Source organism: uncultured Senegalimassilia sp., from assembly GCF_934636665.1.
Classification (GTDB): Bacteria; Actinomycetota; Coriobacteriia; order Coriobacteriales; family Eggerthellaceae; genus Senegalimassilia.
Genome location: NZ_CAKUAT010000012.1, coordinates 63,504 through 84,459, shown reverse-complemented (window position 1 = coordinate 84,459; position 20,956 = coordinate 63,504). Strand labels below are relative to the sequence as shown.

13 protein-coding genes are annotated in these 20,956 nt (G+C 65.1%); 4 read left to right on the top strand and 9 right to left on the bottom strand.

The genetic code is table 11. The features are described 5' to 3' along the window. Window positions 1–269, bottom strand: a 269-nt coding sequence (locus Q0G75_RS06330; RefSeq protein WP_294417905.1) for a FeoA family protein, incomplete at its 3' end; no start/stop codon positions are given. Between the two features lie 586 nt (window positions 270–855). Here Q0G75_RS06330 and Q0G75_RS06325 point away from each other — a divergent pair. Then, the gene (locus tag Q0G75_RS06325) at window positions 856–1,806 is read left to right on the top strand and encodes an SPFH domain-containing protein (protein WP_294416057.1); all 951 of its coding nucleotides are present in this window, start codon (window positions 856–858) and stop codon (window positions 1,804–1,806) included. Between the two features lie 721 nt (window positions 1,807–2,527). Here Q0G75_RS06325 and Q0G75_RS06320 read toward each other — a convergent pair. The 5 genes from Q0G75_RS06320 to Q0G75_RS06300 all read right to left on the bottom strand — a co-directional run bounded on the left by Q0G75_RS06320 (window position 2,528) and on the right by Q0G75_RS06300 (window position 8,601). Continuing rightward, a complete protein-coding gene (locus Q0G75_RS06320) occupies window positions 2,528–3,004 on the bottom strand; it encodes a hypothetical protein (RefSeq protein WP_294416059.1) in 477 nt (158 codons plus the stop codon). 426 nt (window positions 3,005–3,430) lie between these two features. Continuing rightward, on the bottom strand, window positions 3,431–4,594 hold the full coding sequence (fucO, locus tag Q0G75_RS06315; RefSeq protein WP_294416062.1) for a lactaldehyde reductase: 1,164 nt from the start codon (window positions 4,592–4,594) through the stop codon (window positions 3,431–3,433). 265 nt (window positions 4,595–4,859) lie between these two features. Beyond that, window positions 4,860–5,627, bottom strand: coding sequence for a cytochrome c3 family protein (locus tag Q0G75_RS06310; RefSeq protein WP_294416064.1), 768 nt, complete (start codon window positions 5,625–5,627; stop codon window positions 4,860–4,862). Window positions 5,628–5,636: 9 nt separating this feature from the next. Further along, entirely contained in the window at window positions 5,637–7,421 is a 1,785-nt protein-coding gene (locus tag Q0G75_RS06305) for an FAD-binding protein (RefSeq protein WP_294416066.1), read from the bottom strand. 649 nt (window positions 7,422–8,070) lie between these two features. Further along, window positions 8,071–8,601: a TetR family transcriptional regulator gene (locus Q0G75_RS06300; RefSeq protein ID WP_294416068.1), complete on the bottom strand. Its 531-nt coding sequence runs from the start codon at window positions 8,599–8,601 to the stop codon at window positions 8,071–8,073. An 82-nt stretch (window positions 8,602–8,683) separates the two neighbouring features. Between Q0G75_RS06300 and Q0G75_RS06295 the strand changes: the two genes are divergently transcribed. Further along, complete coding sequence (locus Q0G75_RS06295; protein ID WP_365910862.1) at window positions 8,684–9,802, top strand: TrmO family methyltransferase; 1,119 nt, start codon at window positions 8,684–8,686, stop codon at window positions 9,800–9,802. 379 nt (window positions 9,803–10,181) lie between these two features. Here the strand turns inward: Q0G75_RS06295 and Q0G75_RS06290 are convergent, their stop codons facing one another. Beyond that, window positions 10,182–10,853, bottom strand: a complete 672-nt coding sequence (locus Q0G75_RS06290) for a cytochrome c3 family protein (protein WP_294416071.1) — start codon at window positions 10,851–10,853, stop codon at window positions 10,182–10,184. Window positions 10,854–10,952: 99 nt separating this feature from the next. Next, the gene (locus Q0G75_RS06285) at window positions 10,953–12,596 is read right to left on the bottom strand and encodes an FAD-dependent oxidoreductase (RefSeq protein WP_294416073.1); all 1,644 of its coding nucleotides are present in this window, start codon (window positions 12,594–12,596) and stop codon (window positions 10,953–10,955) included. A 522-nt stretch (window positions 12,597–13,118) separates the two neighbouring features. On the opposite strand from Q0G75_RS06285, the gene Q0G75_RS06280 reads away from it, so the two are divergent. Both Q0G75_RS06280 and Q0G75_RS06275 read left to right on the top strand, forming a co-directional pair. Next, window positions 13,119–13,352, top strand: coding sequence for a hypothetical protein (locus tag Q0G75_RS06280; protein ID WP_294381069.1), 234 nt, complete (start codon window positions 13,119–13,121; stop codon window positions 13,350–13,352). After that, on the top strand, window positions 13,349–13,774 hold the full coding sequence (locus Q0G75_RS06275; RefSeq protein ID WP_294416074.1) for a type II toxin-antitoxin system VapC family toxin: 426 nt from the start codon (window positions 13,349–13,351) through the stop codon (window positions 13,772–13,774). Before Q0G75_RS06280 ends, Q0G75_RS06275 begins: the two co-directional genes overlap by 4 nt. 110 nt (window positions 13,775–13,884) lie before the next feature. Here Q0G75_RS06275 and Q0G75_RS06270 read toward each other — a convergent pair whose 3' ends face one another. Continuing rightward, a complete protein-coding gene (locus Q0G75_RS06270) occupies window positions 13,885–20,727 on the bottom strand; it encodes a leucine-rich repeat domain-containing protein (RefSeq protein WP_294416075.1) in 6,843 nt (2,280 codons plus the stop codon). Window positions 20,728–20,956 lie beyond the last annotated feature (229 nt).

Genomic DNA, 20,956 nt, shown 5'->3' with positions numbered 1-20,956 from the left:
GCCGGGGCGGTGGCGTCGGCCGGGGCGCCGGGGCGATCCTGCAGGTCGAGCGGCCGGACGAGCACGTTGTCGGCCTCGCTCAGGCGCAGCGTCAGCTCGTAGCCGCGCACCGTAACCTGGATCGGGTCGCCCATGGGAGCCGCCTTCTGCAGCGTCACCACCGCGTTGGGCGTGAGCCCCATATCCAATAAATGACGGCGAACGGATCCTTCGCCGTGCACAGCCTCGACCACGCCCGCCCGTCCGCGCGCAAGTTCGCTCAGCAGCATGTATTCCCCCAAATCAGCGCGGCGTCTCCCATCCGGCGGCCGCGCATGTTTCTCTCGTCTGCCTTCCATGATAAGCCGCCGCGGGAACCAGGCCCACGCAGGGCAACGTTTTCACGGAACCGACGAAAGCGAGCGGAGGGGCTTGACTCGAAAGTTCGTCCGGACGCTTCGATTTCGCTATCGAACTCAGCCGGACACGTACGGCTGAGTCTGAGAAAGCCCCTTCTGGAGGCGGCGAAGACGTGCGGCGCGCAGGGGACGAAGGGCGCTGCGGCGGCAAATCAACCGCGGCCGCAGAAACCGAGCGCCATCGCCCTGCCAACCCTTTACCGCCCTGCGGGGTCGCGGCGAAATCGCACACCCTGCCCCGCCCGCCCCTGGCCACCCTGCATGTTCGCGAAAAAAGCGCACGTCAACGCCTTGCCGCCTCACGGGCTCACGACGGGCGACACGCGCTCCCCCTCCCTTCCCCGCCCCGCCCGCGCTTCGTGCCCAGCGCACGCGCGAACGGAACATGCACGAGATTTTACGTTGCCGCTTGCCCTTATCCGTTAGAATCAGCTCATCCCAGCAGAAAGGAAGTCCCATGATCATTCTTACCCTGCTCATCCTGTTCGTCATCGCGGCCGTCGGGTCCGCGGTCGCCGGCTCGCCGATGCTGTTCGTCGTGCGGCAGCAGGAGGCATCCATCATCGAGCGTCTCGGCAAGTTCAACCGCATCGTGCAGCCGGGCCTTCACTTCCTGATCCCGATCATCGAACGCCGCGCCGCCGAGGTCAACCTGCGCACCCAGGAGGCGCGCTACTCGCTCAACGGCAAGACCAAGGACAACGTGACCATCGGCACGGCGGTGTCGGTTCAGTTCCGCGTCGACCAGATGCCCGCCCAAACCGTCGAGCAGTCGGGCGTCTACCGCAGCTACTACATCCTGAGCAACCCCATCGACCAGATGGAAAGCTACATCGCCGACGCCCTGCGCTCGGCCATCCCCGGCTACACGCTCGACGAGGTGTTCGACAACAAGGACCTCATCGCGCAAAACGTGAAGGACTCCGTGACGGAGCTCATGGCGGGCTACGGCTACGACATCATCACCACGCTCATCACCGACATCGAGCTGCCGAAGGACGTCGAGCGCTCAATGAACGCGATCAACTCCGCGCAGCGCGACCAGGAGGCGGCGAAGGCGCTTGCCGAGGCCGAGCGTACCAAGACCGTCGTGGCCGCGCGCGCCCAGGCCGAGGCCATGGAGCAGACGGGCATCGGCATCGCGAACCAGCGCAAGGCCATCGCCGACGGCATCGCTGCATCGCTTGACGTGATCAAGTCCTCGGGCGTGTCAGCCAAGGAAGCGAACGACCTGTTCACGTACACCCAGTGGGTGGAGATGATGGGGTCGTTCGCTGAATCCGGCAAGGCCTCGACCATCCTGCTCCCGTCAGGCTTCGAGGGCTCCTCCTCGATCCTCCCGGACATCCTCGCAGCCCAGGCCGCCCAGCAGAAGCCCGAGGACAAGGACAACCCGTTCGAGGCCTAAGCCAAGCCCTGGCTTTGATCTGTCCAGGGGTCACCGGGATGCATATGCGCCCACAAGAGAATCGCTTGCAGCAAGAAGGGGTCGTCCCCGGAGTTCTTCCGGGGACGACCCCTAGTAGGTTACGCCTTTATCGCGGCCGTTCTGGTTCCGCGCCAGCGCCTTAGCTCGGGGCCTGCGCACGGCTACCTTACGCCATGACCTTGCGGAACAGGTCAACCACCTGGGCGTGGTCGGCTTCGCAAAGCTGCAGGTTACCGGCTGCCGAGTGGTTGGGGAACGCGAACGGGGGACGGAGGTGCGTTCACAGCAACGCCCCTCCGTCCCCCGTTCGCCCGCTCATCATCCCCTATTCGCCCGACGCCCCTCGTTCGCCTGGCGCGTTTGCTGTCCGCGCTTTGGAGCACGCAAGAGCGCCCCAAATCAAATCGCGCCCGACGGACGCGACCCTTCGAGGGCAACACGCTTGGTAAAAGACCGCGTGATGGACAAAAACCGTGCGTTGCACCGACACGACCCGGATTGGAGCCGAATCCGGGTCTCGATGCGGCGAAATCGACCTTGAACGCCGCATTTGCTGCCCAACTGCACCCGGATACCCTATCGAACCCTCCGCAGTTGCGCATCTCTCGCATTTTCGGCCACGAGCACCGCAGATACCCCGGAAGCGCCGCACCACCCTGTTCACCCAAACACAAGCGGCACCGCGAAACCCTTCCGCAGCCTATAGCGCCAGCGTAATGAACTCGCCCACGAGGGTTCCTTCCTTGTCGCAGGTAATGGCTCGATAGCGAAAATCCACAACGCTGCCAACATCGATACCATCGAGCGTAAGCTTTACTTGTTCGAAGCGCTCATCGAAATTGAAGCGATATTCTCCGCCTTGCTCAAGACCATAAGAATCCTCTGACGTTATGCGAATGCACGCAATGAGCGCGGCGGCGTCCAAAGACGTCACAACCCCTTTACCATGAAAGACCACATCGTCGATACCGCCAACCATATCGTCGGATTGCGGAACGCTTCCCCTTTTCGATTGTGCATCTTCGGCGTCAAAGACCGAGAACGTAGGCGACGATGAGCGATCCATTTTCTGAAGATGCGGAACCACCCAAAAGCATGCTCCCATCAGCAAGAGCACGATTGCAACGACCACCGCAACCTCAATTGCCCATTCAAGCATGTTACCGTTCTTGCGCATGTCGCCTCCTTCAATTGGGGGGCTTCAGCATAGCAAACGCACAGCTGTGCCCAAGATTGCCGAAATGACTTCATCGACGAACGGTTTCTCCTGGTAATTGGCACGCCCTATGGCGAAAAGAACATCTTGGGCCGCAAAGCGGAAACCCGCGCCGCGCCGCAAAACCCCAAAGCAGCACCAGACCGAGCTCGATATCGAACATGCAGCTCGAACAAGCACATCGTGGCGACCCCACCGACGCACCACCGTGACGTCATCGGCGCCCACACCGCTTCGCCGCCAAAAAAGGGCCAGCAACTCGAAACGAGTTGCTGGCCCTTACCGTCGCTCAAACTGCTGGCCCTTTGGCGGCGTACTCACGCTCTCCTGCGTTTACGACCCTTCGCGCACAGTCTTATCCGCGAGGCCGCACCCGGAAACGCAACCTTACGCCATCACCTTGCGGAACAGGTCGACCACCTGGGCGTGGTCGGCTTCGCGGGGATTGCCCGGGAAGCAGGCGTCGGCCATAGCGTCGGTTGCCAGCTGCTCGAGGTCTTCCGCCACCAGACCGTTGCAGGTGTGCGGGATCTCCACGTCGGCGGACAGCTGGCGCACGGCGGCGATGGCGGCATCGGCGGCCTCTTCCGCGCTCATACCCGCAACGTCGACGCCCATGGCGTGCGCCACGTCGACCAGACGCTCGGCGCACGCCGGCTTGTTAAACTCCATGGCCACCGGCAGCAGCATTGCGCACGCCACGCCGTGCGGCGTGTCATAGTGCGCCGACAGCGTGTGCGCCATGGCATGGTCGATGCCCAGGCCGACGTTGGAGAAGCCCATGCCGGCGACGTACTGGCCAAGCGCCATGCCCTCGCGGCCGGCGCCCGGCTCGCCCGACTTCGCCTCGGCGTACGCCGCGCGCAGGTTCTTCGAGATCAGCTCGATGGCCTTCAGGTGGAACATGTCGGACAGCTCCCACGCGCCCTTCGTGGTGTAGCCCTCGATGGCGTGCGTGAGCGCGTCCATGCCCGTGGCCGCGGTCAGGCCCGCCGGCATGCTGGCCATCATGTCGGGGTCGACCACCGCCACATCGGGGATGTCGTTGACGTCGACGCACACGAACTTGCGCACCTTTTCCGGGTCGGTGATCACATAGTTGATGGTGACCTCGGCCGCCGTGCCCGCCGTGGTGGGGACGGCGATGGTGAACGTGGCGTGGTTCTTCGTGGGCGCCACGCCCTCGAGCGAGACCACGTCGGCGAACTCGGGGTTCTCCGCGATGATGCCGATGCCCTTGGCGGTGTCCATGGCCGAACCGCCGCCCACGGCCACGATCATGTCGGCGCCGGAAGCATTGAACGCAGCCACGCCGTCCTGCACGTTCTTGATGGTGGGGTTGGGCTTGATCTGGTCGTAAAGCTCCCACGGGATGCCGACCTCGTCGAGCTTGGCCGTCACCTTGCCCGTGACGCCGAATCTCACCAGGTCAGGGTCGGAGCACACGAACGCCTTCGCAAAACCGCGGCGCGTGATCTCGCCGGGAATCTCCCCGATCGCGCCGGCGCCGTGATACGAGATGTTGTTGAGCACGAAACGATTGACCGCCATGGCGGCACCCCCTTTACATGAGCGGACTCAGCAGTTCCCCTTGGCGAAGCCCGCAGCGTTACAGCTGCAGTCAGTGTAACGCTAAAGCCCGCCGTTTACCGGAGAAATCGCAACGCTCACGGTAACGATTAGATGGCAAAGGTGAATGAGCGCGAACGCACCTCCGTCCCCTGTTCGCCTGGCAGCAAAAAGCCCCTGCCGAGAATCCCGGCAGGGGCTTGCAAGCGGGGTGGGCTCACAGCACGCTCGGCGGCGCGCTTCTTCCCTACTCGACTGCCGTGGGCTCTAGGGCCTCGGCTTCCTTGTAGCTGATCCAGCCATCGGGGATGGTGGCGTCGCTGTGGCACTTGCTGCAGTACACGGTGGATGCGCGGTGCGCCTTGTGGCACTCGCTGCAGGCGACCTCGCCGTGCTCCTGCACGTGCGGGTTGCGCTTCATGTAGCTGGTCTTCTCCGCCAGGTCGTCGCGCGTCATGTTGGAGCCGTCGTCGTTGACGTGGCAGCCAGAGTTCAGGCAGAACGCCTCGCTGGCGATGCCGCGCGCCGCGGTCAGGTCGGACAGCGACTTCTCCTCAGGCACGAAGCGCTCGTCAGCGGTCTGCACGACGCTGTAGCTGCCGGTCAGCCAGCCAAAACCCTCGGTGACCTGCTCGGACATCTGCGGCACGTGGCAGCCCACGCACGTGATGCCCTCCTGGGCGTGCACCGGCGCCAGCATGCTGGACGCGTCGGCGACCTGGTTGCCCCACTTGTCCGTGGCGGCCTCGCCCGGCGTGGACTCGTAGGTGGTCAGGTAGCCGTCCATGGGCGTGTGGCAGATCGCGTTGCAGAAGCTGGGCGAATCATGCCAGACCATGAAGCCCGCGCCCGCCGCCATCAGCACCACGGCCACGGTGGCCACGACCGCCGTCACCTTGCGGCGTCCACGCTTGGGCGACGGGGTCGCGCCCGCTGCGCCAGCCGCGCCCGCACTCGCGCCATCAACCTTCTCATCTGCGGAAACGGTTTCCGTAACCTTGTTCTTACCGGTCATGGCAGCCTCCTACTTGCCCGCCGCGGCGTTCTCGCCTGCGATTTTGCCGAACACCATGCACATGCCGGCGGACAGGCCCTTGAGCGAGATGGGGTACTGCACGTTGAAGCGGCCGCCCTGCGGGGCGCCGGCCGCGTACAGGCCGGAGATCACCTCGCGCTCGGTGTTGTACACGTGGCAGTCGCTGTCGGATTCCAGGCCGCCCAGGTTCGCCAACGTGAGCGCCACGCCGCACTCGGCGGCGTAGAACGGGCCGTTCTCCAGGGCGAACATGCGCTGGCTGCTCTTGCCGAAGTCCTCGTCGGAGCCGGCCTTCGCCAGCTGGTTGTAGCGCTCGATGGACTCCTTCGCCACCTGGGCGTTCATGCCGTCGATCTTCGCCAGCAGCTCGTCGATGGTGTCGGCCTTCAGGCAGCGGCCCTCGGCCACGGCGGCCTCGATGTCGGCCGGGCAGCGCACGTTGATCTTCAGGCCCGACGGCGTCCAGTCCGGCAGCGCCTCGTCCTTGTAGATGCAGGCGATGCCGTGGGCGGCCGGGAAGTACTTGAGCTGTTCGGGCCAGGAGCTGTCGAAGAACTGGTAGGCCTTGCGCTGCGGCTGGAGCTCCACCTGGTTCTCAAGCTGCTGAACAGGCACGTCCTCGTTCATGAAGCGCTTGCCGTGGAGGTTCAGCCACAGAAAGCCGTTGTTGCCGATGACGCCGCGGCCGTCGGAGCCGGCGCCGCCGCCCATGTGGTGGATCATCGGCGCATGCCACTGCTCCACCGCCGCGCCGGCCCACACGCCCATCTTGTGGCCGTCGCCGACGTTGGTGTAGTTGCCCTGCGCGTCCAGGTCCAGCGACAGGATCTGGTTGCCGTTCTCGATGCACGCGGGGGCGAAGTACTTCATCATGTCCTCGTTGGCCAGATAGTCGCCCGTGGCCAGGATGACGCTTTTCGCGTTGATCTTCAGGTACTTGCCCGCGCTGGTGTCCTGCGCGTAGATGCCCGCGATGCTGCCGTCATCGGCCGTGATGAGCTTCACGCCCTTCGTGTTGTAGCGAACCTCGGCGCCGGCCTCCTGGGCGCGCTTGAGGTTATCGGCCATGGCCGTGGCCAGGCTGGAGAAACCCACCGACGTGGGGTAGCACGGCATGTCCTCTTTCGTGTAGTCGTACGTTTCCAGCATGGGATAGAAGTACGGGTACAGGTAGTGGGCGCGGTTGGCCTCGGGGACCTCCTCGTAGCTTTCGGATGCGATGTACATGTCCGGGCACCCCTTGACGAACCAGTCGAGCGCCTTGCCCGACTCGTCGCAATAACGGCTGATGATGCCGAAGTTCGAGTGGTGGCTCCCCTCCTCCATGTGCATGTTGACCACCATGCGCTTGTCCAGGAAGCCGTCGCCGCGCTCCCACTTGGCCATGGTCTCGCCGCCCAGGATGGCCATGTCGCTGGCCACGCTGTTGAGCTGGGCGGACGCCTCGATGGCGATGACCTTCGCGCCGGCTTCGGCAGCCGCGCGCGTTGCGGGAACGCCCGCGCAGCCAAGGCCCACGACCACGACGTCTGCATCGAGCGTCTCGGCCACGTCGCTGTCGGAGATAGACGGCGCCTCGCCGAGCCACGGCATGGCGCCCGTTCCGTCGAAGCCCATCGTCTGGCCGTTGCCCGAGCCGGCCGCGCCTGCGGCACCGCCCGCAACGCCGACCACCTTCGGAGCGCAGCCCGTCAGGCCCGCGCCGGCAAGCGCCGCGCTGATGGCAGCGGCACCGGTCAGGAAGCTACGGCGGCTGATTCCGGATTTGTCCATGTTGTTCCTTCCTCTCGCTTGCGCCTGCCTGCTGTTTTGCCGCAGTGACAACGCGATTCGGCGCGTCGGTTCGCAGCCCCCTTCGGAGCAGGCGGGCAACGTGCGCCCCGGCGAAAGCGCGAAGCTTCGCGGGCGCCTCGAGCAAACGCCCTATGCGCGCTCGACCCTACGAGGGAGGATTATAGGAAGCGTGAATTGTGGGAGGAATGGACCTAAGCGGTGTTTTGTAAAGGGTGCGCTTTACTTTTCTGATATTTCGTCAACTTGTTTGCCGCGTAGTTTCGTGCTGAGGGCGTGTTCATGCCCCCGCTAACCGCACCCCCGCGACTTCTGGGCGGTTTTGCAGGCTGCAAAATCATAAGCGTATGATTGGGATTTTCCTGAACAGGGGTTTTCTTGCGACATATTTGGCGAACGCGAAAAATGACGCGGAAAACCACCCAGAAGTGCGTTTTCAGAGGGAAAACGAGGGCCAAAACCTGCGAAACGGTCCAGAAGTCGACCGGCGGCGGCAATCAGCCCCGGGTATAGCACGCGCAAAGAGGGCTGTGGAAATGCTCGCACGATCCGCGCGTGAACGCACCTCCGTCCCCTGTTCACGAGGGGCGTCGGCTACACAGGCGACAACGGAATGCCCACGGAGGGCCGGCTACTCGAAAAACCTTGCAACCCCTACGGGGATGCACTGGCGGATGAGGCCTACCAACTCGGCGTCCTCGAAGTCCATGCCCTGGTCGAACCAATGGCGCGTGCAGCCTGCGCAGCCTTTCGAGAAGAAGTCCAGGCAAAACCCCATTTCCCCCTCATCGAGCACGCCGAACACGCGCACGCGCCGGCCGTACGCGTCGCGCAGCGCATGGTGCATCACGCGGTACAGGCTGTTCACGTCCTGGGAGGTGAAGGCGTTGCGCAAAAACGTCTTGCGCTCATGGCACAGCTGGAGGAACTCGATGTAGCACTCGTCGAAGGGCGCAAGCGTCCCCATCCGCTCGAAAGGGGCGGCGAACATGTCGCGGAAACAGTACTCCATCAGGTGATACTTGTCGGAGAAGTGGTGATAGAAGGTCTGCTTGCTCACGCCGGCCGCGGCGGCGATCTCGGCCACGCGCACCTGGTCGAGCGGCTTGCATTCCATCAGGCCCGTGAGCGCATCCGCCAACAGCCGCTTCGAATCCGCCATGAATGCCTCCTTCGCCGAGTGCAGCGCCAGGCGCCGCATTTGATACTTTCATAGTAGTAAATGCCGGCAGAATCCAACGCAAATGCCGCGAACCCTTCGGCGAGCGGCGCGGCCGGGCGCAGCGCGCCGCGATACAATAGCGCGCATGAAACCTATCGCTCACATACATACCGATTTGCCGCAGAAGTTCGGCATCCCCCGCAACAGCTTCCTTGCGCCGCATTTGCAAGGACGTATCGTGTTCGAGCCGGAATACGCGCTGAACAGCGCCGTTGCCGGGATCGACAGCTTCTCGCATCTGTGGCTGCTCTGGCGTTTCGAGAACGGCGAACCCGGCGGAGGCGCCGCCGACGTCGCCGCCGGCGGGCGGGTGAGCGGGAGCGAGGCCGAAGCCCCTATCGTAAAGGGAAAGGGAACGTCCGATAGCGTCGGCAGCGAAACGGCCGCTGCCGGAGGCGCCGGCGATATTGCCAGCGACAGCGCATCGAAAGGCGCAGCGGCTAACAAGACCGCAATCATCGCCGCCCCCGGTACCGCCGCTTGCAAGACCGAAATCGCTGCCAAAGACAGCGGATCCGGAAACGCCATCGAATCCGCCTCCGCCCCGGCAAGGGAGAATACGCCCGTCGCCGATATCGCCAGCGGCGAGCGAGTGGGCGCAGGGGCGGAAAGAAGCAAAACCGCCCCCGCCACCAGCGCAAACACCGCCGCCTCCCGCAAACCCGCGCGCTGGTCGCCTACTGTGCGGCCGCCGCGGCTGGGCGGCGCCGAGCGCGTGGGGGTGTTCGCCACGCGCAGCCCGTTCCGCCCGAACCCCATCGGGCTGACGTGCGTGAAGCTCGATCGCGTGGAGCTCACCGACGCCGGCCCTGTCATCCACGTGCTCGGCGCGGACCTGCGCGACGGCACGCCCATCTACGACATCAAGCCCTACATCCCCTTCGCCGACTGCCACCCCGACGCGTGCGGCGGATGGATAGAGGACGCGCCCTGGCACGAGCTTGACGTGGACTTTCCCGAGCAGCTGCAGGCCGAAGTGCCCGCCGGCAAGCTGCCCGGCCTGACGGAGGTGCTGCGCCAGGACCCGCGCCGCGCTGGCAGTAAACACGAGCCGACCCGCGTCTACCACCTGACCTACGCGGGCTTGGACGTCGCCTTCACCGTGGACGGCGACGTCCTGCACGTGGCGTGCGTGAGCTAGCGGGAGCGCCCTACGTCCGCTGTCGCCAGCGCCCCTCCGTAGCAAGCAGCCTTTACGCGATATCACCGGCGTCCGGGGCCTCGCCGCCGGTCGCGACCCCATCACCACCTGCGGCCTTCTTGCGAATCGCAACCGCTAGCGCAAGCCCGCGCCGCTCCGCCCCGCCGGCGTCCGGGGCCTCGCCGCCGGTCGCGACCGACTTTTCGCGAATCACAACCGCTAGCGTAAGCCCACACCCTCGCCGGCGCTCCCGGCAACGCAAAGCGGGCCGCGTCCAAGACGCGACCCGCTTCCTGCTCGCAAAACTTCGGCTAGCGCGTGGCCCTTGAAGCCGCTACCTGCTCGTTTATCGCTTGCTTATCGCTTCCCTGCTGCTCGCTTACTGCTCGACCAGCTGGCCGTTGTTCATCTTGTAGGTGGTGCCGTCGATGACGACGTTCCAGCCGTTTGGCACGCTGGAGTACGTGGCATCCAGGTGGCACTGCGTGCAGTAGAACTCGCTGGTCTCGTGGGCCTTGTGGCAGTTTCCGCAGGCCACAACGCCGTGCTGGCTCCAATCATGCGGGTTGAACTCGCGATCTGCCGTGGCGGCGGTCAAGTCGTCGACGGTGTTGATGCTATCGTGGCAGCCGCTCTTCAGGCAGAACTCGGCCGTCGGCAGCTCGCCGGAACGGCTCTCGAGCACCTGCGTGTCGGAATCGAAGTTGTAGTTGCCGGAAACCCAGCTCATGCCCTCGGTCACCTGCTCGTCGATCTTGGCCTCGTGGCAGCTCAGGCAGTTCATATCCGCGTCGGCGCCGTGATAGGCTGCCAGCATAGCGGTGCTGCCGCCGTCGACCGGCCCGGCCTCGAAATCGGCAACGTACTTGCTCATGGGCGTGTGGCACACGGTCCCGCAGAAGCTGGGGCTGTTATGCCAGGCGAACATGCCGCAGCCGGCCACGATGATCACCGCGACCACCACGGCGGCCACGATGCGGCCGCGCTTGGCGCCGCCCTTCTTCGGCGCGGGCTCGGCCGTGGCGCCGGCCTTCTCGGTGTTGTCACTCATTTTCGTCATCCTTTCGCGAAACGGGTGTGTTGCGCGCTCCCGTTCACTGTTCACATCATCGGAAACCGCAGGTCAGGCGGGTATACCCCGTCGTGTCTGCTACTTTTGCGCCAATGCACGGCCGGTCACGTAGCCGGCGGTCACGCAACGGCCCAGCGACAGCCCGTAGATATCCAACGGGTAATCAACGCCGCCATAGAAGTTACCGGCGCAGTTGCCGATGACGTACAGGCCCTCGATCGGCTCGCCCTCGGCCGTGAGCGCCTGGTTCTCGCCGTTGACCTCGAGACCTGCGCAAATGGTGGAGCAGCGCATGCGGCGATGGATGCCGTAGAACGGCGCCTGCTTGACGGGGATCAGATACTTCGGATCCTTGCCGAACTCGGTGTCGGCGCCCGCTTCGCACAAGGTGTTGTAGTCCTCGACCGTCTTCACGAACGTCGCCGGATCCTGGCCGATCTTCACCGCCAGCTCCTCGAGCGTGTCGGCCTTGAACGTGCGCACCTGGTCGGCAAACACGCCCTTGCGCTCGACGTCCTCCTCGGGCATGTACACGCGCAGGCCCTCGGGGTCGACCAGCTTGCCCGTCCAGGCGGCGGCGTCGGTCATGTAGTTCGCGTCGAAGACCTGGGAATACCAGCCGGGGTGCTTGCCATCGGGCAGGTAATTGTTCAGCAGGCTCATCTCCACGGTCTCGTCGACAAAGCGCTTGCCGGTGTTGTCGGCCACCGCCAAAAACGGCATGTCGCACATGGAAGCCGGGCCGGCGTCGAAGTCGTGCAGCATCTTGGTATGGCCGATGTGCTCCATGGCCGCGCCAACCCACATGCCCATCTTGTGGCCGTCGCCGGTCTGATTGTTCTGCTTGCGCTCGAAGTTGTGCAAGTCGGGGATGTAGTAGTCCACCATCTCGTTGTCATTGGAATAGTCACCCGTCGCGATGATCACGCCATTCTTGGCGTTGACCTGCACATATTCGCCATCTTCACGCTGAGCGATCGCACCTGTGACCGCACCGGACTTGTCGGTGACCAGCTGGCGCGCCGGCGTGGAATAGCGGATATCCACGCCTTTTGCGGCCGCCACCTTCGCCAGCGACTGCATGGCATCGCCGGTGGTGAAGGGCTTGGGGCCGAAGAAAGCCGTGACGTAGTCCAGTTTGAAACCGTTGATGTTGAGCGTGGCGGTTTGCTGGCGATTGCCGTCATCGGACACGGGGCCGTCGACGGACTTGATGCGGTCGATGCACCAGTGCAGCGCCTCGCCGGAATTGTAGGCCCAGTTGCTGACCAGCTCGCGATGCGAACGGTGCTGGTTCGCCTTCACCACCAGCGAGATCAAGTGCTCGATGCCCGCCGGATCGCATTTGCCCAGGTTCAAACCTGCCGCGGAATTGCCGTGCGACATGGCCGTACGCTCCTTCTGCAGCAGTACCACCTTCGCACCGTTTTCCGACGCGGACAGCGCCGCCGGGGTGCCTGCCGCACCGGCGCCGATGACCAGCACGTCGCAATCAACGGTTTCGGCGACCTTTGCGATAGGCTCGGGCGCCTGCATGAACGACGGCAGCCCGCTGGCGGTGGTGGAGCCGTTGCCCGCAACGCCGACGGCGCCGTCGGCATAAGGCGTGTACTCTTGATAGCCGCACGCGGAAAGCGCGCCGGCGCTCAACGCGCCCAGCGCGGAAATGCCGCCGAGCTTCAGGAAATTTCGGCGCGACGTGGCCTTTCCCTTTGCTTCCATAGTTTCTCTCCTCTCCAAAGAACCTTCCTCAGCCCCGCGTGCGTGCGGGAGTTTCGCCATCCCGAAAAGCCGCTCGCAAAGCCAAAAAGCACTCTACGGGCGCCCGGCGTACCCCGCTAGGCTGTACTTGCTTTTGTACTTGGATGCGCGCAAAGCAAGCAGGCGCAACCCTCGCAGCAGGGCCCGCCCCGTTCTTTTGCCCTCAGCGATCGAAAACTCGATACGTTTGTGTTTTGCTGGCTATCAGGTTTCTATCGTTTTTTTGCACATGCTTTTGACCTGGGGGGACGCTAGAGCCATCCACTACGCTACTTGGCCTTAGCGAGTTAAAACACAAACGTATCGAGTTTCAGGCGGCAGCACACATTCGCGGCGCGATTCGACCACCTGACCGCAATACGAGCTCGGGGAAGTTTCTGCGCTTTGCGCGTCCTACGCGCTTCGGCTCGCGCGCTTCGGCTATGCTGCTTGCAACGTTTCACGCGCAGCGGCAAAACCGCCGGGGCGTCGAGAGGGGGAAGCATGTCGCAGTTGTCTTTGTATTTGGACGATGAGACCATGGCCGCCTTGCGCGACATGGCGCAAGCAGGCGGGAAATCGCTTTCGAAATGCGCTGCCGAGCTGATCCGCAACGCTGCGGTGAGCGAGTGGCCGCCAGGCTTCGAGCGCCTGTTCGGCAGCATCGACGACGACACGTTCCAGACGCCTGTGCGCATCGTGAGCAAGCTGGATGCGGAAGCGGGGCACGTGCGATGATCTATTTGGATACCAGCACCTGCGTTGGCTTGCTGCGCGGCGATATATCCGTTTCACCTGCGACGATGCGCTCCATAGCTCCGACTGGGTTCGGCATTCCCGTGGTCGTGGAGTCCGAACTTTTAATCGCCGCCGCGCAAAGCCGCGATGCCGAGCGCAACACGCGAATCGTGCGCCAGTTCCTGCTGCCCTTCGAAAAGGTGCCGTACGATTCCAGCTGCTGCAACCTGCATTGCCGCATCCGCTTACATTTGGAATCGGCAGGCGCGCCCACGGGCACGAACATCATCGTCGTCGCCGCCATGGCCATGCGCCACGACGCCACCCTGCTCACGTGCTCGCCCGACCTGTTCCGCCGCATCCCCGGCTTGAAAATGGTCGAATGCGGAAACGACCTCGGGGAATCGCTCAGGCTGTGCTAGGGGGGTGAGGTTCCTGCCAACGGCTGGCTTGCTGAAAGCAGGCCAGCCGTTGTTCGTGTGCTGCGGCTTGTCATCGCTGCGGCGATTCGTTCGATGCTGTAACGCCCTATCTACCTGCGGTGTTTGCCGCGGGGTGTGCGTTGGCGCTTGTGGGCGAACGCTGCTGCTGCCATGGCCGCGGCTGCTGCGGCGGCTAGTGCGAGGGGCACGGCTGCGCGCGTTGCGTCACCGGTTGCTGCGCTGGTTGCTGCTGCGGGCTTATCACCTTGCGGGTTGCCCGGCACCGGCTGATCGCCGTTGCCGGCAGCATCTCCGTCGACGCCGTTGTTGTCGGCCCCAACGCCAGCGCCCGTACCGTCATCGGTGCCGGCGCCTGCGCCTTCGCCGGTACCGGCTCCGCCGGTACCGCTACCGCCACCGGATTCTCCACCCGGCTGCTCACCACCAGGTTCGCCGCCGCCGGGCCCCTGCGGGCCATCGCCGCCACCCGGTTCGCCGCCGCCGGGTTCGCCACCAGGCTCACCGCCGCCCGGTCCCTCGGGGCCGTCGCCGCCCGGGCCACTCGGCTCGCCGCCTCCCGGCTCATCGCCTTCCGTTACCGTCACGGTGATGTTCAGGCGCTCGGAGTATTCGTTCTCCAAACCCTCCTTGAACGCCGCGATGCGGAACCTGGTGTTCTCGTTCACCGTCACCGGGCCCGTGTATTCCGTGCGCGAACCGCCGTCGACACAGGGGCAGGTGTCGTCGGTGGTGTAGTACACCGTGGTCCCCTCCTCGGCGGAAATCACCAGTTGAGCGCCCTTCTTCACCGTGGCGAAGTTCTCCTTCGGGGAACCGGCCCCAAAGCTTGCCTCGCCCAGCTGCGCCGTTGGGCGGGTTGGGCGCGTCTGCTCGTCAGCCACGCGCACGTCGACCGTCTTGGCCAGCAGCGAGTCGGCCACCGTCACCGTCAGGTCGGTCATACCCGGCGCCTCTCCCGACAGGGTGAAGCGCGCAACGCCGTTGGCGTCGGTCGCGGTGCTTACCGTTCCAAGCCCATCGCCAAGGCCGGCCGCCGTCGCGCTCGCCGCGCCGGCATTCGCCAGCTGCCCCTCCGCGTCGGTCACCCCACTCGCCGTCTCAAGCCCGCCGCCGAGGCCGGCTACCACGGAACTCCCCACGTTCGCGACAACCAACTGCCCGGCCAACGGCTGCCCGGAGGCGTCGCGCACGTATGCTGAAACCTCGCACGACTGCCCCGTGACCAGGGAATACCCCTGCTCCACGTTCAGCTTCAGCTCCGCCGCGCGCGCACCGACCGCAAGCTGCCCGCTGTTCCAACCGTCCATCGGGATGCCCGCGTAGTTCACCGCGCCAGCCAGGGAAAGCTCCACGGTCGACCCGGCCTCAAGCGCCTTCGCCGGCTTTATGCGCAGCGCCTTGGCCACCTGCCGCCCATCGGCGCCCTCCTCGGGACCGACCCACTCGAGCGTGCAGCCCTCGCCCAGCCCGGTCGCCGCCAGCTCGGCAAGCGACGCGTCGGAGGCGTCCATGTACTGCGAGAACGTCAGCTCCACGCAATCGGTGTACGCCCGCGCGCTTTCCACCTGCGGTTTCTCGGTGGTGCGCAGCCCGATCTCAAGCCCCGTGCGAACCGGGGGCACGGCCATCCATTCCGTGCGCGCCTCCTCGTAGCCGGCCTTCGTGAATCGCACCTGGTAGAAGCCTACCGGCGTGTACCAGCCGAACACGCCGTCGCCGTCGGTCGGCTGTGGGTTGACCTGCTCGTAGGACTGTGCGTCCCACGGCACCACGCCCGCGCCGTCGGCCGACGCGCTGTACCACACCTCGGCCGTCACATCCTCAAGCCGGTTGGACTTCACCGCCTCGTACACGTAGCCTGAGGGGTCGATGCCCAGCCGCGCCTCGATCTCGCTCAGCTCCTTGCGGCGCTTCTCGCGCTGGCGGTCGATCTCCTCCTCGACCGGCTGGCACTTCTCCAAGCGCTCGGCCACGGCGCGCTGGTACATGCGCTGCGCCCAAGACAGGTTCTTCGCGCGGTCGGAGTTCACCATCGACGACGACACGTCGTAGCCATAGGACATCCCCGACACCAAGATCGCGCCGGCGGGCGGGCAGAACAGCGTCGCGCCGGCGCCGATGCCGCCCATCACCACGCCGATGCCGGCATCGGCGTACTCGTTAGCGCGCTGCTGCTCGAGCAGCGACACCAGGCGTTTCGCGTAGAACAGCTCGTTTTTCAGCGCCTCGAGGCATTCCTTCAGGTTCGCGATGTCGCCCTTGCCGGAGTACCAGCGGATCAGCATCTCGATGTGCTCCACCTCGCCGCGCATCTCGGCCAGGCGCACCTCGGTGTCCTCGGCGTTGCTCAGCGCGTCCTTCGCGCCGATGTAGCTGGTCCCCAGCCCGATCGAGGCGATGGCGCCCGAGTACACCGGCACGTTCTTCGCCCACTTCCACGGCATGCGGTACGTGTCCTGATACTGCAGAAATGCCGCCAGGTGACCCCTGACCATCGGCGATGTGAACTTCTGCATCGCCTTGAACACGGGCTTGGATTTAATGGTCTGCAGCGCCAAGTTCGCCCATTGCTTGTCAAAGTCCGTGGCCAGGTTCACCGAATCCAGCATCGTGGCCAGCTTTATGTTGCTCTTCGCCGCGTCCTCGAAGTCCGCCTGAAGCGTTTTCACGGCGCCGCTGGGCAGGTTGACGATGGCCTTGAATCCCGTGCCGTCGTCGCTCATGCGCGTGCGCACGCGGTATCCGCCCTGGTCGATCGTCTCCGTGAAGCCGGCAGTGTCGCCGTCGAAGTCGCTCACGGTGATGCCGTCGACGTTGTTCTCAAGCGAGGCGATGAACACCTCGTCCCAGTCGTTATACTGGGAAAGGTCGCCCACGCCCAGGTCCTCGCCCACGGCCTTGCGGTACTTCTCGAAGTCGTTGTGCTGAGAGATCACCAGGTCACGCAGGGTGTCGACGCCCTCCTGCACCTCGGGGTCGTCGTACTGGGCGCCGAACAGCTCGGCGAACCAGTCGGATTCCAGCACGCCGTCGCCGTGCAGCACCTGGTACCAGAACGTGTTGCGCTCATCGGCCGCGGTGCCCGTCAGGTAGCCATGACTGTCGCCCAGCTCGTTCATCACGTCGGCCAGGCTAGCCGCCAGCTCCTGGTCGTCGGCCACGGCGTCAAGCAGATCTTTGCGGAACTCGTCGCTTTGCTGCTGCTCGTACTGGTCGCGATCGGTCAAGTCGCCCACCAGCACCGCGTTGATCTGGTCGACCTTCTGGGTGCTTTGCTCCGCGATGTTCTTCACCACCACGTTCGCGTCCACCGTTGCCATGCCGGAGAGCAGCGAGTTGCTCACGCCGTAGGACGAGGGGATGAACAGGCCTTTCATGTCGCCAAGCCATACCTCGCCGGTTATGCCCGCCGCCTCGTCCTCGGCCAGCAGGTCCAGATACGCCTGGTCGACGTACTCGCCCACGAAGCGCACGCGGTCGCCGTCGGTCGCGCGCTTCTTCATGGGAATGGTCACCGTGCGGCCGTCGATGCAGTCCACGTACAAGTTGAACTCGTCGTCGAGCTGGGCACCATGCGCATCAAGCGTGATGGCGAACGTCCAGTAGGCGTTCTTCTTGGTGCGCTCGTGGTGCAGCGTGTAGCCGAACGCTTCCGTTTCCTTGCCGTTGTCGATGAGCCGCTGCGTTTTGCCGCGTGTCACCACGTCGAAACGCTCGATGGACGCGCCGCCCGTGTAGGTGACGTAGGCCGTGGCCGCCGGCTGCTGCGCGCCCGAAAGGTAGGCCTGCAGCATCACGCGCTGGCCCGGCACCAGGTTGTCGGGGGCGTCGTAGTCGATCGAAGCGCGACCCAGCTTGTTGCACGTGCCGGCGAAGCGCTTGCCGCCCACCTCCAATTCCACGCGGGAATCAGGCGCCGCGTACACCGTGGCTTTGTTGCCCGTAATGGCTGTGACCTGGGAAGACGGGAGCTCGATGCCGGCGTCGTAGACGCTCATGTCCGCGGCGCCCAGCGGCAGCACGGCGTCGCCGAGCGCAAGCGCCGCGTTCACCGTGCACGCGCCCGCGCGCTGCGCGGCGAAGCGCACGTACAGGTCGCCGGTCTGCGCACCACCCAGGTCAACCGACACGACATCGCCGTTGCGTGTGAAAGGCAGCTGCTTGGATTCGTCGCCGATGGTCCCGCCGATGGTTATGTCGGAGAAGTCGCCCTCGGGCATCTCCAGCTGCAGCACGGCATCGCGCTCCTGATCAAGGTTGAAACTGACCCTGACCTGCGCTTCCACGCCCGCCACGATGGCACTGCGATCGGCCACCACGCCGCTCTGCTTCATAACGCCGCACTGTGCAAGGTACGCCGACGCGTCGAACACGGGCACGTCAAGGGCCACCTGCGTCTGCGCGCCGTCCTCAACCTGCACGTCGGCGCGCGCGTACTGCACGCCTTCCTTAAGCTTCAGGCGGTCGAAGGCCGCCAGCGTGGGCACCCGCAGATCGACGCTCGTGTGGCTCACGGCGATCACCGTATATTCGCCGGCCTTCAAGCTGTCAAGCGAAATCGGCAGTTCACCTGCGGAATCGGACAGACCCGTGGCCACGCACGCGCCGTTGCGGAACACCATAACGTCGTTGCTTCCGGAGAAGGCCGACTTCGTGGTCACCTTCATGCCGCCCCACGCGCGCAGATCCACGTCGAACGCGCCGTCGGCGGGCATGGCCCGGCCCTCGCCCGCACCGAGCGCCAGCGAATCGTCGGGCGTCACGGTAAGCGTGAGCTCCTTCGCCGCATCCGCCACCTCCTGCGAGAGCAGCACGCTCAGGCCCTGGCGCACGTAGTCGGCGTCTTCGCCCTCGCGAAGCACGCGATCGCCTTGGCGCAGCTCGAAGGCCAGGCCGCTATCGGAGAGCACGGTTTCCCAGGCGGGAGCCCCGTCGTCGCCGGTGCCCACCTGCTTGCGCAGGTTCACGTTCATCAGGCGCTGCACGGGCAGCTTCTCGAACGATTCGGTTTTGAGCTCGCCGACGTCCCAGGTGCCGGCCATGGCCTCGGCCGCGCGCGTGAGCACCTGGTCGTAGCAGCCCTCCAAGCTCACCTGAAGCGTGGCCGGCGTGTTCGACAGCGCCTCCACGGTAAACGTACCGTCCGCGGACACCTTCGCCGTGGTGGCGGCGCCGTTCTGGAACAGCGCCACCTGCGCTCCCACGGGAACCTTACCCGTGACCTGGGATGATTCCTCCATCCACTGAAACGTGTAGGCGGGCTTGCCCGGGTTGTGCTCGTCTTCCTGGCCCGCCACCGCGTCGGCAGCGCGCTTGACCCACGACGGCTGGCCCGCCGAGTTCTTCGCGAACGCCACGATGCTCTGCCCCAGCGAGAACGGGTTCTCGTACTTCTTGCCGTCGATCTCCAGCGTACCGCCGTACTCGTATTCGACCAGCTCGAAGTCGGGGTTGAGTACGCGCAGCGTCACGGCGTTGCGCTTCCACTCGGTGCCCGAGGCGCTCGAGGTGATCTGCGTGTTGTCGAACGCGTCCTGGCCCACGGTGCTCACGGTTGCGGGCAGCACCACTTCCGCGCCCGCCATGAGCGGCATGCTGGCGAAGGCGCGGTTACCGATGGTTTGCACGCCGTCGCCGATGGAGATGGAGCGGACATGGGCGCAGCCATCGAACGCATAGCGCTCGATGGTTTTGACGGTGCCGGGCACGTTGACCTCGGTGAACGGCTCGGGCGTCTCGCCTGACACGTAGATGTCAGGGGAGCAACTTGCGAAAGCGCGGTAGTCGATGGTCTCCACGCTCGCAGGGATGCTGGCCACCACGCCGTCATCGAGCATGGAGCAGCCGGCGAACGTCTCGGCGGGAATGGTTTTGAGCATGTCGTTGTTCTTCGGCCACTCCACCGTTTGCAGCTTTTTGCAGTCCTGGAACACGCTTTCATTTAGCGTCTCCAGGCTGCTGGGCAGCGCGATGGACTGCAGCTGCGACCCGGAGAACGCGCCCCAGCTTAGGCGCGTGACGCGGGAATCGGCGGGGAACGTGACCGAGGTCAGGTTCGACGATCCGCAGCCGCCGACGGTGGTAATGGGACGGCCGTCGACGGTCGCCGGGACCTCGAACGCGACCGCGCCGGCGTCGACATGGTGCACGGTCAGCTCGTTCGTTTCCTCGTTCAGCGTCAGCCAGACCTGCGCGGGCGTTGCCGCGCCGGCAACGTAGCCGACGTCATCGGCGACTTTCTCGCCGATGACGCCCTTGGCGGTTGCGAGGAAGTATTCGCCGTAGTACTCGTCGTAGACGTAGGAGGCCTCGGTCCCGTCGTAGTCGGGCGCGGGACCGGGGTCGTCGGCGTCGGGGTCGGAGTCGGAGTCGACTACGGGGTCGGCAGCGCTGCCCGTGCCGCCAGCGGCACGGCCGTTAGCGGAGTCAGCGGCATCGGCAGTGTTGCCGACGGCATAACCGCTAACGCCTCCAGCATCGCCGGCGAGACCACCGGCAGCCGAAGACGCCGCGCCCGCACCAGCATGCGCGTTTTGCGAACCCTGAGCGCCCTGCACGGCAGCGGACCCTTCGCCACCCGCCACGACCTCCGAGCCCACGACGAGCACCCCGCCATCGGCGGAATCGGCAGCGCCATCCGCGCCGTCGGCCGCAAAACCGTTAGCGGCGCCGTCGGCGTTTCCGGCACCGCCATCAGCCGCACCGGAAGCGTTCGCCCGCAAGCTCTCACGCGCCGCGGCGACGGTTTCCGAGCCCTGCACAAAACTGGCAACGGGCACCAAACCCGCCGCCAAAATGCACGACAACGCCACCGCCGTCCCGCGACGCCAAACCACCCGCCACGGACGCGCGCCCGAACGCGACGCACATGCGCGCTTTAGCGGCATTTCAGGCCGATACCCACCGACCCGGCTACGCCTTTCGACACCCATTCCGCACTCCTTCCCGCCAGCGCGCCCCGCAGCGACGACAGGCCCCCGACGCAGCGCGCACAAACTTCCAATCCACCCTGCATCATCCCCAAAACCCGCCAAAACAACTAGGTACGCATATACGAACCATCCCCTGACCAGGGGAAACGAGAGCACAAAAATCACCGCCCCCAACCAAGACATTTGGGGACGTAGCACTAACTGCCAGGAATCAGGCACGGAATAAGGA

Coding starts and splice junctions, on each gene's coding strand:
- Q0G75_RS06325 (WP_294416057.1), top strand. CDS start 856: ATGATCATTCTTACCCTGCTCATCCTGTTCGTCATCGCGGCCGTCGGG.
- Q0G75_RS06320 (WP_294416059.1), bottom strand. CDS start 3,004: ATGCGCAAGAACGGTAACATGCTTGAATGGGCAATTGAGGTTGCGGTG.
- fucO (WP_294416062.1), bottom strand. CDS start 4,594: ATGGCGGTCAATCGTTTCGTGCTCAACAACATCTCGTATCACGGCGCC.
- Q0G75_RS06310 (WP_294416064.1), bottom strand. CDS start 5,627: ATGACCGGTAAGAACAAGGTTACGGAAACCGTTTCCGCAGATGAGAAG.
- Q0G75_RS06305 (WP_294416066.1), bottom strand. CDS start 7,421: ATGGACAAATCCGGAATCAGCCGCCGTAGCTTCCTGACCGGTGCCGCT.
- Q0G75_RS06300 (WP_294416068.1), bottom strand. CDS start 8,601: ATGGCGGATTCGAAGCGGCTGTTGGCGGATGCGCTCACGGGCCTGATG.
- Q0G75_RS06295 (WP_365910862.1), top strand. CDS start 8,684: ATGCCGCGAACCCTTCGGCGAGCGGCGCGGCCGGGCGCAGCGCGCCGC.
- Q0G75_RS06290 (WP_294416071.1), bottom strand. CDS start 10,853: ATGAGTGACAACACCGAGAAGGCCGGCGCCACGGCCGAGCCCGCGCCG.
- Q0G75_RS06285 (WP_294416073.1), bottom strand. CDS start 12,596: ATGGAAGCAAAGGGAAAGGCCACGTCGCGCCGAAATTTCCTGAAGCTC.
- Q0G75_RS06280 (WP_294381069.1), top strand. CDS start 13,119: ATGTCGCAGTTGTCTTTGTATTTGGACGATGAGACCATGGCCGCCTTG.
- Q0G75_RS06275 (WP_294416074.1), top strand. CDS start 13,349: ATGATCTATTTGGATACCAGCACCTGCGTTGGCTTGCTGCGCGGCGAT.
- Q0G75_RS06270 (WP_294416075.1), bottom strand. CDS start 20,727: ATGGGTGTCGAAAGGCGTAGCCGGGTCGGTGGGTATCGGCCTGAAATG.